Below are 11,836 nucleotides of genomic sequence, written 5' to 3'. Positions count from 1 at the left end.
GACCTCTGCAGGTAGGGGAATTTAATGATGGACTATCACGACATCGCACTGGCGAGCATCAAACACCACGCGGCTCTTGGCCTGGACAAGACAAAACGCGCCACTCCGAGAGGAGGCAGGGACGGCGCGTGCACTAATCGACCGCGCCTCGATTTTAGCTTGGTGGCAGGCTACGCCGCAGGCAATTGGCCAATGATCCTGATGCAATCCGGCATAGCCGCCGACTACCTGACCCGCAAGCACGGCAAGTGCCCTGGCTGTGGTGGCAGGGATCGTTTCCGCTTCGACGACCTGGACGGGCGCGGCACGTTCGTCTGCGGACGTGGCGGCGATCAGATGGCCGGCGACGGCTTCGCGCTGCTGGCACACGTCCACGGCTGGCACACGTCCGAGGCGCTGCGCTTTGTCGCTGACGTGCTTGGTCTACAAGCGGGCGCAGAAGCACCTGCAAGGCGGGCACAGCCGCCTAAAGCCGCACAGACACCCGTTGACCGTTCAGAAGCCGTGCGCCGCATCTGGCGAACTGCAAGTCCGCTGACGGGCGATTGTGCAGGCTCGCGCTACCTGCAAGGCCGTGGCCTGACGCCGACCAGCTATTCGACGCTGCGCGCGCACCCTGCCCTGCCGTACTGGCACGACGGCCAGGAGGTCCACACCAGCGCCGCACTGGTCGGCATAGCTCAGGACGTACACGGCATCGCCACTGGCATCCAGCGCATTTGGCTGGACGGCAACAGCGGCAAGGCCATCATCGAGCACGACGGCGAACAATTGCCTTGCAAGAAGATGCTTTCCCGCCATGGCGGCGCAATGGCTGGCGCTGCCGTCCGCCTGGGGGAACCGGCCGATGGCCGGCTGATTGTCGCTGAGGGTATCGAAACCGGCCTTGCCTGCCGCGAGTTATGGCCAGCGTGGCCGGTTTGGTGTGCGCTGTCCACCAGCGGCATGAAGTCTCTTCAAATGCCCGAGAATGTGCTCGAAGTGGTGATCGCCGCCGACCACGATGCCAACCAAGCCGGCGAGATCGCCGCCAAGGCACTGGCCGACCGCCTGACCGCTGACGGCGCAGCGGTGAAGATCGCACTGCCGCCGATGGTGGGCGATTGGCTTGACGTGCTGAACGGGAAGGAGGCCAGCCATGTTGCGTGAAGCCATCGACCTGAATGCACTGCCCACACACCAGCTTGAAGCGCCCGAACCGTTCGAGCACAACTTCGCGCCGACCCCTTGGCTGTCGGACTGCTTGCCTGAGGGCATGGCAGGGGCTGCTACTGCCATTGCCAAGCAGGTGAAGGCACCCGCGGCGCTGGCTGGCTTCGCTGTGCTGCACGCGGTCGGGCATGTAGCGCAGCGCATTGCCAACGCAAGGCGCCCGCACGACCCAGAGAGCGGCATGCCTTGCAGTCTGTTCCTGCTTTCCTTGGCGGACTCCGGGGACCGCAAGAGCGAGTGTTACCGGCTCGCCAGCAAGCCGATCATCGACGCCGAGCGCAAAGCGCGGCAAGGCCATGAGCAGCACCGCCAGCGACTTGAGGCGGAATGTGCAGGCAAGCCGGCCAAAGAGCACGCAGGCATCTTGGCTGACCTGGGCGCCGACCCTCGGACGATTTACACCGAGGCAACCATCGAGAAGATCACGCAAGACTGCTGTAATGGTTCGAGGCCGGCGCTGTCGTGGTCGAGCGATGAAGGCGCGCAGTTCTTCGGCGGCCATTCGATGAAGGGCGACAACGCTACCGCACTCATGGGCGTACTGACCAAACTGTACGACGGTTCCGGTATCGAACGCTCCCGCATCAGTAGCGGGTCGGGCTTCCGCTACGGCGTGCGCCTCAGCTTTTTCCTGAGTGCGCAACCATCTGTTGTGAAGTCGGCACTGTCCGATGAACTACTGAGGTCGCAGGGCTTGCTTGCACGCTTCCTGCTGTCTGTGCCGGCAAGTCTGAAGGGATCGCGCTTCATGAGCGTCGAGGACATGGCGCCGCACGGTCATCTACCCGAGGTCGCCAGCTACTGGCGCACGCTTGAGCGCATGAACAATTCGCCGTGGCAGACCAATGAGTTCGGCGACCTTGATCTACCGATTGCGGCATGGTCGGTCGAGGCCACCGAGATTTGGCGCTTGCAATTTAACCAGGTAGAGGCCGAACTTTCCCCGTGTGGAGAGTTAGCCGGCATCTCGGCGTTCGCCGCCCGCTGCGGGGAGAATGCCGCCCGTGTAGCCACCGTCTTTGCAGTGTGGGGCATGTTCCATACTGGCCGGGCTGACAGAGTGGTGACAGCCGACGATATGCGGCGTGCTTGGGAGCTGGTGTGGTACTCCATCAATGAGTGGCTACGCTACTACCAAGGTTCGGCTTTGTCCGCTGTCGAGCGCGACGCCAAGGCGCTGCTTGAGTTCCTACAACGCGAACCGGCCAAGTGGGCGCGGTTCACCCGAAATGAGCTTGGGCAGCGTGTAAACAGCGTGCTTCGCAAGGATGCCGAACGTCGCCGCCTTGCCATTGCGGAGCTGGTTGATCGTCGCTGGCTAGTCGAGCACGGCGGACACCTCCACCTTGTTGGCCCTGTCGAGCCAGAGGCTGGCATTTTACCTACTGCTGTTGCTGTTCCTGCTGTATCCGCTGTATTGGTGGACAAGCAAGCCGAGCGCACAGCAAATACAGCAGAAACAGCAACAGCAAGCTGTAATGCGCAAGCCGATGCTGAGATTCAATGCGCCAACCATCACACCGCAAAGCATGTAGATTTGGACGCTGACGACGAGGTCTGGATATGAGCGCTGCCAGGATTATCAAGGATGTAATCGAGGCAGGAGCGACGATCAAGGTTGAAGATGGAAGACTGCTGATCCGACCGGCATCCGTTGTACCTGATCTAACGGTGGCTGCTCTGAAGGCACACAAATTGGAGGTAATCGAGGCGCTCGCCCCTGCGAACGACCCAATTCCACCTAGCCCTATACGGCCAACCATTCGCTTCAGGTTGGGTGCAACGAGCGGCGGCAATACTGGCGGTACGGTGATCGGTGACGACCTCCCCGAGATGGTACGCGAGTTGGTCGAGCGATACGGTAGTCGGCTTGATCTGGACGACCTTCAGGAACGAGCCGCCGAACGGTTCGCTATCGCAGCTGAGAGTTCGACCGATGCTGAGGCTCAGCGTATAGCGATGGCCGAAATCGTAGCAGCAATCCAATCAGCGAAGCATAACTAGACTTAATCGACCCCGCTCCGCGGGGTTTTTCACAATGAGAATATTAAAAAATCGGCATTCGCAAATAGTTCACAAGGAATAATGATTACAAATGACTACAAATTTTTGCTGCCCTCCACCCACAATCAGGCACCACTTCACTCGTAAGTCATGAAAGATTGAGACCAAGAACCCGCTCACGCTCCTGGTCTGACCAAGCCGTCGCCTTGCGTTTCATGCGCAGGCTCATCTTGCCGTTGTGCCCCATCGGAACGGGGCGCACCAGGTTGAGTACCATCTTTACGCAAGTCGGACCGAAAGAAGTCTCACCCACACCGTGCGTACAAGGGGACTTCCAGAAACCTCCCGTTCTGGCATGATCTGAGCATGCACTGACCGAGATGCCCCGATGAAGAGCCTGTTCGCTGCCGAAGAACGTGAAAGCAAGCTGTCCAAGCTGGGTGATCCGCTGGAGTCGCTGGATCGCCATGTCGACTTTGCCGCGCTGGCGGCCAGTGTCGACCGCGCATTGCCGAGGCCGCACCGCTACTTTGGCGGTCGGCCGCCGTACCCGACCGAGTTGATGACCCGCCTGCTAGTCATCCAACAGCTGTTCAACTTGTCCGATCCCCAACTCGAGTTCCAGGTGCTCGACCGGGCCAGCTTCCAGCGCTTTCTCGGCATCCGCGACAGCGGCAAGGTGCCTGATCGCAATACGGTGTGGGCCTTCCGCGAGCGCTTGGTGCAGGCAGGCCTGGGCGCAAGCTTATTCGACGAAGTGAACCGCCAACTACAAGCCGAGGGCTACTTGGCCCGTTGTGGCCAGATCATCGACGCCACCTTGGTGCCGGTACCGACTCAGCGCAATGGACGGACCGAGAACGCGCAGATCAAGCAGGGCGAAACACCGGAGGACTGGTCGGCCAAGAAGCGGGCACACAAGGATGTCGACGCCCGCTGGACCGAGAAGCACGGCAAGCAGACCTTCGGCTACAAACTGTCGGTGTCGACCGCCTGTCGCTACAAGCTGATCCGCACCGTGCATATCAGTCCGGCCAACGAAGGCGATCAGACCCATCTGTTGAAAGTGCTCGACCAGAGCAATACCAGCCGGGATCTGTACGCCGACCGGGGCTACACCGCGCTGGAGGTTCTCAAAGCGTGCGGCTGGCGGCAACACATCCAGCGCCGCGCCAAGCCGAAACAGGCACTTTCCGACACTCAGGCTGGGCGAAACCGACGTATCGCCAGGATCCGTGTACGTGGTGAGCATCCGTTTGCGGGTCTGCGTGCGCTGGGTGGCAAGTTCCTGCGCAGCGTCGGCTTGGCACGGGCGAATTTGCAGTTGCATCTCAAAGTGCTGACCTACAACCTGAAGCGGTTGTGTTGGCTGAAAAACAACGGGGTGGCCGCCTTCTGACGCCCAGAGTGCGTCCGGAGCCCAAGAAATACGGGCTTCGGATGAAAAAGCAGCAGGATCTGGTACGATAGCAGCGCCAAATTGCTGAAAATTTAATCAGCGGATGGCTTGCTTACCTCCCAGCCGTCTGGAAGACGGTTTCTGGAAGTCCCCTAATATGCGGAGTATTCGATGCACTCCCTAATCCAGATCGAGGAAAAAACATGAACTTGATTGCCGCGCTTGCGAAAGCAAAGTCAGAGGAAGATGTCAAAGATGCCTATATTAAGGCATTGGGACTGAAATCCATCACCAAGGGATTGATTGATATTAGAACTGATGAAGTTTGGTTTGAGGCGAAAGACGAATCAACCCCTCCTGTGCTGATGTTCGCTCAACTTCTCTTTTATGTTCGTGATGCAAGGAAGAAGGGAGAGCATATCCCCCCTCTTCTGGCGGTGATTGACAGGGAAAAGGCAGCCATTATGGAGACCGCCAAAGCGCTGCCAATCATGACCGACAAGACAATTAAATGGCCTAAATCGGCCTCTAAAGTTGACAAAAAGGTCGCCGCCCAAGTCGCCCCCCACATTGAAACTCATTTCGTCGTCTACAAGATGGACAGCAACGAAAAGGAGTTCATTTCAACCGTAAAGGCAGCGATCAAGGGCGGAAAAATCATTCGAACCCCCATTACGCCCGACAACCTCAGACAGGTTTTTGATAAATGGGTAGATTTGGTTGGATCCGAAATTGAGGGTGTCAGTGAAACAGACTTCGCCCTTCTTTTCTTTGCCGACATTATGCACGATGGAGTTAAAGCGGCAGTCAAGAATTTGCCTGCGAGGCTTCTCCATGAAGATGATAAGCCTCTCTTCCTGCTAAACGGAAAGACCTATGAGCTTTCTAGCGAGAAGGGATACCGCAACTTCTGGGCGATTTATCACCGGCCGCCAGATGAGGAATACAGAAGCTATCTCCTGGAGCGTAGAGACAGTCTACTGCCCCTGGATGAGCGCAGCTTTAAAGGGGCCTTTTACACGCCCCTTCACATCGTAGATAAAGCCTATGACTTTCTGGCCGAGGCTTTGGGAAGGAATTGGCAGAAAAATTATTTAGTCTGGGATATGTGCTGTGGCGTCGGTAATTTGGAGGTGAAGCACTCAAACCACCGAAATATCTTCATGAGCACCCTGGACCAGGCTGATATTGATGTTATGACGGCTAGCCGCACTTGCGTGGCTGCAAGCAAATTTCAGTATGACTACCTGAACGACGACATCACCGACCGCGGCGAATTTGACTACTCTCTGACCAATAAAGTCCCCAAAGAACTTCAGCAGGCAATTGCGGACGCAAAGGCCAAAAAGAAGGGGGCAAAAAAAATTCTCGTCCTAATTAATCCGCCCTATGCAGAGGCTATGAATGTCGACAACACTACAGGGTCGTCAGGAAAGAATTCGGAACAGAAGTCGGGAGTTGCGACGACCAAAATTGGGGCGCTCATGGGTGGTCTTGGCTACGCCTCCAGAGAGCTTTTCGTACAATTTCTGGTGCGAATTCAAAAGGAACTCCCCAACTCTAAAGTTGCGATATTCAGCAAGTTAAAATACGTCAATGCCCCCAACTTCAAGGAGTTTCGCGAACAGTGGCAGGCGAAGTACATTGATGGGCTTGTAGTCCACAGCAAGGCTTTTGACGGCTTGAAGGGGGAATTCCCCATTGGCTTCCTCGTTTGGGATTTGAGCAAGAGGCAAGCGACACATGAGATTAAAACGAAAGCCCTGAGTCGATCAGGAGAGATCGTAGGCGAGAAAATCTTCTATAAAGAAAATGACCGGAAGCCATTGAGTGAGTGGTTCATTCGGCCCAGATCGAACAAGCAGGATGCACTGCCCCTGAAGAATGCGATAACACCCACAACCAGCACCAAGGACGTCAGAGGCAGCAAGTGGGCTGATGGCGCCATCGGCAGCATGATCGCTTTCGGAAACGACGTGCAGCATGCTTCGAAAGGAACGGCCTTGCTGTCTTCCGGTTACGGAAACGCTGGATCCTTCTTTGTCACGGCAGACAACCTCTGGAAAGCCGCGATAATTTTCACGGTTCGACGGATCATCAAGCCAACCTGGCTTAATGATCGTGACCAGTTCTTGCAACCCACCCAAGAACCCTCTGACGAATTCCAATCAGACTGCCTGATCTGGATGCTTTTCAATACAAGCAATCTCAGCGCCGGAGCAAATGGCCTGGAATGGAATGGCAAGAAATGGTCGTTGGTCAATCATTTCATCCCATTTTCAGAGGAAGAGGTTGGTGCAAGTGGCCGCTTTGAATCCGATTTCATGAGCAAGCACATGGGTAAGCAGAAGCTGAGCAAACAAGCCAAAGCCGTACTTGATGAAGGCCGGAAAATCTGGGCAAAGTACCACTCAATCAAGTTCGAGAAAAAGATCCGGGAAGAGTTCAAGTTGAATCGTCCTGATGCTGGGTGGTATCAAATTCGAAAGGCACTTGAGGCCAATGGCGAAACGGACTTTACAGACTTCAGGGATGCCTATGGCGCACTGAGCATGAAAATTGCGCCAAAGGTTTTGGAATATGGATTTTTGAAGTAGCTTGAGCAGAGAGGCAGCATGCCGCCGATGACAGAATTCCATTATCATTCTTGGTGCTGATGAGAGGAATCGAACCTCCAACCTACTGATTACGAATCAGCTACCAGCTGATAGAAGGTATCGGCAATGCGCTTCTGTTCGGCCAGCACCGCGGCATCGATTCCGCGTATCCCGTGGCTGCCACCCCCGGCGGCTACCCGTACGTGGTTGGCCGCATGTCAGCGGCCGACTCCCTCGCGAGGGAGTGCCTCTTGGATCGCAAGTCCCACTAGTACGGACGACGCAGGACCGTCCTCGTTACAGCGGTTAGCACGGCACAGAACAGGGTACAAAACTGGGTACACTTACGAATAGCACACATTGAAATCTATATATATCAATGGGTTAATTAGCAAATACGCCCTCCGCACATGCGCCCAGAGTAAGCATACGGTCCGCGCATACGAAACCCCGCAGGCTCGCGCCTGCGGGGTTTTTTGATCCGAAACAGCCGACGCCGAAGCGCACGCACGAAAAAGCCCGTACCTTATGGCACGGGCTGCGGGTTCCGGGTGGGGAATGAATTACTTGCTGGCGACGCTGCGCATCGCGCGGTCGACCGCGTTGATCAGCAGGCCGTCCGGGTCCTTCTTGCACACGTCGCCCATCACCTTGACGACACGCGCGTCGAGGTCCTTCGCCGGCTTGATCTTCAGGCCACGCGCTTCGACGCTGGCGTTCCCCATGCTGGCCACCACGTCGGCGACGTAAGCTGCGTCGGTCTTCGCCTCGGCACTCGCTTCGGCGCAGGTCATCAGGTATTCTGAGGCCAGGCCCGGCAGCTTGGCCGGTTCGGCCGCCGCGGCGGTACCCGCAAATACCGAAGCGAGCAGGCCCAGCGCAATCATCGTCGTCTTTTTCATCGTTACACTTCCTTGTTCTTGATCGTTCGTTACGTATTGCTTACTGGTTCAGCAGCGCGCCGCCGGCACCGCCGATCACCGCACCCTTGAGCGCACCTTCGATGCCGTTGCCGGAGAGCAGGCCGAGACCCGCGCCGAGCACCGCGCCGGTCTTCGCGCCTTCGCGCGCCTTGTAACCCTTGTAGCCCTTCTGGCCGACCGCGCCCAGGCCGCCACCGACCACCGCGCCGCCGATCGCGCCCTTCAGGCCGTTGCCGGAAAGCACGCCGACAGCGGCGCCGAGCACGGCGCCACGCTTGACCTTGCCGGCATGAGCCGCCGCGGGCATCGCCAGCGTTACGGACGTCAGCACCACCAGCAGGGTGCGGGAAATACCTTTACGCATTTGCATACCTCCGAAGAATCCATTTTGGCGTCAGTCTAGGCAGGTGAACGTACGGATGCCACGCGGAGTGAAGTAGTTCACACTCGCTTTTCTTTATCCGACTTGCTGCACCGTTTTAAAAGCGCGCGGGCAAGGGACGCAGCAGGCGGATACCGCCCTCCTCGTCGACGCCGACGTAGCCGCCGGCCTTCAGTTCGCGCAGGATGCGGTTGACCATCTCTCGGCTCAGACCGATGCGCTCGCCAAGTTCGCGCTGGGTCAGCACCATCCGGGGCGCGAACGGGCGCTGCCGGGTATAGGTATCGATGTTTTCCAGCACGCGCTTGAGGCGACGGTAGCCGCTGGGTTCGGCGAGCATGGACACGAAGCCCAGCAGGTGGTGCACCGACTGCGCAAGCTGGCTGGCCACCGCGCGCCAGCGCGCGGGGTCGGCGTCGAAGGCGGCCACCAGTGCGGCGTTGGGCAGGATCAGGCAGCGGGTGTCGCGCAGCGCGTGGATGGCGACACCGTAGGCTTCGACGCTGAGCAGGCCGTGCAGGCCGATGATATCGCCGGGCAGGATGTAGCCGTAGTTGAAGCTGCGCCCGGGGCGCTCGCCCGCCGCGTACGCCGCCATCAGCCCGTATTCGACCAGGATGACCCGGTCGGCGGCCTGCTCGGCCGTGCAGACCTCGCTGTCGGCAGTGAAGGTGTGCTCGCTTGCCTGCGCGCGCAGCGCCTCGCGCTCGGCAGCCGGCCAGCCGGCAAACAGGGGAAAAAGAACGGATAGGTCCATCTGGCTTGAATGCCTCGCCTGTCAAAGGTTCACTGGCGACATCATACCCCCTCAAAAAAATGCAGGCCTCCGTCTAGACTCAGTTCATGACAGGAGGGACACATCGATGCTGCCCGACGAGAAGGCATTCCAATCTCTGATCGACACCGTGCAAGGCGCGCTGTTGCTGCTCTCGCCCGAAGACGGGCGCGTATTTGCCGCCAACCAGCTGGCGGCCATCCTGCTGGGCGTACCGCACGCGGAGCTGCTTGGCGAGTCCTTCTTCCAGCATCTGGTCAACCGGGCCGACGAGCAGAGCCTGCTGGACAAGCTGGGCACGCAGGGCATCGTGTACAACGAGGCCGTCACCGTGCAAAGCCGTGCCGGGCGCAGGTTCGAGGTGCAATTGTCGCTGCGCCATATCGATTTCCAGCGCCGGGTGCTGATGGTCAGCTTCAGCGACCGCACCGAGCTTGCGCTACTCGGACGGCTGCTCGAGAGCGAACGCGGTGCGCTGGAGAAGATGCTCAAGCTGGTCCGCGAACTCAAGCCTGCCGCCGAGATAGGCAACCCCGACGACTACCTGTCCGGCGTGCTCGACATGCCCGCGCTGTTCGCGGGCCTCGCGCAGGAAGTCGGCCGTGCCGGCCGTTACAACCAGCCCCTGTCGGCGATGCTGGTTTCGGTCGAAGGCGTGGGAGGTCAGGAACTGGACGCGGAAACCGCTGGCTACATCCGGCGGATGACCGGCAGCCTGTGCCTGCAAAGCGCACGCGACAGCGACCTGGTCGCCCGCCGCGACGACGGCTGCCTGCTGATGGTACTGCCGCACACCCCGCTACAGGGAGCGACCCGCGCCGCGCGGCGCCTGATCGCGCAGTTCAGCCGCCAACGCTTCAGCGTCGGCGCCGAGGAGCGCAACGCCGCGGTGTGCATCGGGCTGACCTCGCTCAGGCGCGACGAGACCTCGCTCAAGCCACTCATCCAGCGCCTGGACACCGCTTTGGCGCGCTCGCGCGCGCAGGGGGTGAACACCCTTTCCCGCCAGCCTTGAGCCAGCGTGATCCACGCAAAAACGGCCGGGCGATGCCCGGCCGTCCCGTTTGATGCCGCCGCCACTCAGGCGTCCGCGGCCACCCTGGGCAGGCGCGCCAGCGCGTCGCGGATCGCTTCGGCCGGGTAGTCGAAGTCCTCGAGCTCGCCGGCGAAGTAGCGGTCGTAGCTTGCCATGTCGAAGTGGCCGTGGCCGGACAGGTTGAAGAACAGCGTCTTCGCCTCGCCGCTTTGCTTGCAGCGCAGCGCCTCGTCGATGCACGCGCGGATCGCGTGGCAGGACTCGGGCGCCGGGATGATGCCCTCGCTGCGCGCAAAGGTGACGCCGGCCTCGAAGGTCGCCAGCTGCGGCACCGACACCGCCTCGACCAGCCCTTCGTGGTAGAGCTGCGAGACCAGGCTGCTCGCGCCGTGGTGGCGCAGGCCGCCGGCGTGGATGCCCGGCGGCATGAAGTCGTGCCCCAGCGTGTACTGCTTCATCAGCGGGGTCAGCCCTACCGCGTCACCGAAGTCGTACGCGTAGTGGCCGCGGGTCAGGCTCGGGCAGGAGGTCGGCTCCACCGCGACCAGCCGTACCGGCTTGTTGCCGGCCGCGTTGTCGGCGAGGAAGGGGAAGGCAATGCCGCCGAAGTTGGAGCCGCCGCCGCACGGCGCGAAGATCATGTCCGGCCAGTCGCCGGCGATCTCGAACTGCTGCTTCGCCTCCAGTCCGATCACGGTCTGGTGCAGCAGCACGTGGTTGAGCACCGAGCCCAGCGCGTAGTTGGTGTCGGCGCGGCCGGCCGCCTCCTCGACCGCCTCGGCGATCGCCAGGCCCAAGGAACCCGGGCTGCCCGGGTTGGCCGCCAGCGCGGCGCGGCCCGACGCGGTCAGTTCGCTCGGGCTTGCCAGTACCTCAGCGCCCCAGGTCTGCATCATCGAGCGGCGGAACGGCTTTTGCTGGTAGCTCACCCGCACCATGTACACGCGCACGTCGATACCGAACACGCCGCCGGCGAACGACAGCGAGCTGCCCCACTGGCCGGCGCCGGTCTCGGTGGTCAGCCGGGTGATGCCCTCGCGCTTGTTGTAGTAGGCCTGCGGCAGCGCGGAGTTGAGCTTGTGCGAGCCAGCCGGGCTCGCGCCCTCGTACTTGTAGTAGATTCTGGCCGGGGTGCCCAGCGCCGCTTCCAGACGGTGCGCGCGAACCAGCGCGGTCGGCCGCCACAGCCGGTAGAGCTCGCGCACTTCCTGCGGGATCGGGATCCAGCGCTCGCGGCTGACCTCCTGTTCGATCAGCGCGTCGGGGAAGATCGCCGAGAGCGCGTCGCTCGACAGCGGCTTGCCGTCGGCACCGAGCACCGGCTCGGGCGGGTTCGGCATGTCGGCGACGACGTTGTACCAGTGGGTCGGAATCGCGGATTCGGGCAGCAGGATGCGGGTGGTCTGTGGCATGGACACTCCTCGGTCAGTTCGATGGGCAACTAAAAACGGTGCAGGCAGATGACGTCGTGGGCGAACACGGGTTCGCGCTGGATCAACCGGAACATG

11 protein-coding genes are annotated in these 11,836 nt (G+C 60.2%); 6 read left to right on the top strand and 5 right to left on the bottom strand.

Annotation, left to right across the window (positions count from 1 at the left end; all coding sequences use genetic code 11):
- The first annotated feature begins 24 nt into the window (after positions 1-24).
- From GZH52_RS02695 to GZH52_RS02685, 3 genes are read left to right on the top strand one after another with little or no spacing between them, the layout of a single operon-like run.
- Positions 25-1,149: a toprim domain-containing protein gene (locus tag GZH52_RS02695; protein WP_203525595.1), complete on the top strand. Its 1,125-nt coding sequence runs from the start codon at positions 25-27 to the stop codon at positions 1,147-1,149.
- Complete coding sequence (locus GZH52_RS02690; protein WP_163314975.1) at positions 1,139-2,779, top strand: DUF3987 domain-containing protein; 1,641 nt, start codon at positions 1,139-1,141, stop codon at positions 2,777-2,779. Before GZH52_RS02695 ends, GZH52_RS02690 begins: the two co-directional genes overlap by 11 nt.
- A complete protein-coding gene (locus tag GZH52_RS02685) occupies positions 2,776-3,216 on the top strand; it encodes a hypothetical protein (RefSeq protein WP_163314974.1) in 441 nt (146 codons plus the stop codon). Before GZH52_RS02690 ends, GZH52_RS02685 begins: the two co-directional genes overlap by 4 nt.
- Before the next feature lie 148 nt (positions 3,217-3,364).
- On the opposite strand, the gene GZH52_RS16960 is transcribed toward GZH52_RS02685, so the two are convergent.
- Positions 3,365-3,493, bottom strand: a complete 129-nt coding sequence (locus GZH52_RS16960; RefSeq protein WP_275405021.1) for a hypothetical protein — start codon at positions 3,491-3,493, stop codon at positions 3,365-3,367.
- A 111-nt stretch (positions 3,494-3,604) separates the two neighbouring features.
- Here GZH52_RS16960 and GZH52_RS02680 point away from each other — a divergent pair, with 111 nt between their 5' ends.
- Together GZH52_RS02680 and GZH52_RS02675 are read left to right on the top strand one after the other, a co-directional pair.
- Positions 3,605-4,615, top strand: a complete 1,011-nt coding sequence (locus tag GZH52_RS02680) for an IS5 family transposase (protein WP_163314973.1) — start codon at positions 3,605-3,607, stop codon at positions 4,613-4,615.
- 203 nt (positions 4,616-4,818) lie between these two features.
- Positions 4,819-7,212 (top strand): hypothetical protein, encoded by a 2,394-nt coding sequence (locus tag GZH52_RS02675; RefSeq protein WP_163314972.1) that lies wholly within the window; start codon positions 4,819-4,821, stop codon positions 7,210-7,212.
- A gap of 563 nt (positions 7,213-7,775) precedes the next feature.
- On the opposite strand, the gene GZH52_RS02670 is transcribed toward GZH52_RS02675, so the two are convergent.
- The 3 genes from GZH52_RS02670 to GZH52_RS02660 form a co-directional block, all read right to left on the bottom strand.
- Positions 7,776-8,114 (bottom strand): YmgD family protein, encoded by a 339-nt coding sequence (locus GZH52_RS02670; RefSeq protein ID WP_163314971.1) that lies wholly within the window; start codon positions 8,112-8,114, stop codon positions 7,776-7,778.
- A gap of 40 nt (positions 8,115-8,154) precedes the next feature.
- Positions 8,155-8,499, bottom strand: coding sequence for a hypothetical protein (locus GZH52_RS02665; protein ID WP_239057990.1), 345 nt, complete (start codon positions 8,497-8,499; stop codon positions 8,155-8,157).
- 115 nt (positions 8,500-8,614) lie between these two features.
- The gene (locus GZH52_RS02660) at positions 8,615-9,274 is read right to left on the bottom strand and encodes a Crp/Fnr family transcriptional regulator (RefSeq protein ID WP_163314970.1); all 660 of its coding nucleotides are present in this window, start codon (positions 9,272-9,274) and stop codon (positions 8,615-8,617) included.
- Between the two features lie 106 nt (positions 9,275-9,380).
- On the opposite strand from GZH52_RS02660, the gene GZH52_RS02655 reads away from it, so the two are divergent.
- Positions 9,381-10,307 (top strand): sensor domain-containing diguanylate cyclase, encoded by a 927-nt coding sequence (locus GZH52_RS02655; protein WP_163314969.1) that lies wholly within the window; start codon positions 9,381-9,383, stop codon positions 10,305-10,307.
- A gap of 65 nt (positions 10,308-10,372) precedes the next feature.
- Here GZH52_RS02655 and GZH52_RS02650 read toward each other — a convergent pair whose 3' ends face one another.
- Complete coding sequence (locus GZH52_RS02650; protein WP_163314968.1) at positions 10,373-11,740, bottom strand: TrpB-like pyridoxal phosphate-dependent enzyme; 1,368 nt, start codon at positions 11,738-11,740, stop codon at positions 10,373-10,375.
- Positions 11,741-11,836 lie beyond the last annotated feature (96 nt).

This window comes from Crenobacter caeni (assembly GCF_010435965.1).
GTDB lineage: Bacteria > Pseudomonadota > Gammaproteobacteria > Burkholderiales > Chromobacteriaceae > Craterilacuibacter > Craterilacuibacter caeni.
The sequence above is the reverse complement of the archived record's forward strand: the minus strand, read 5'-3'. Positions and strand labels throughout refer to the sequence as shown.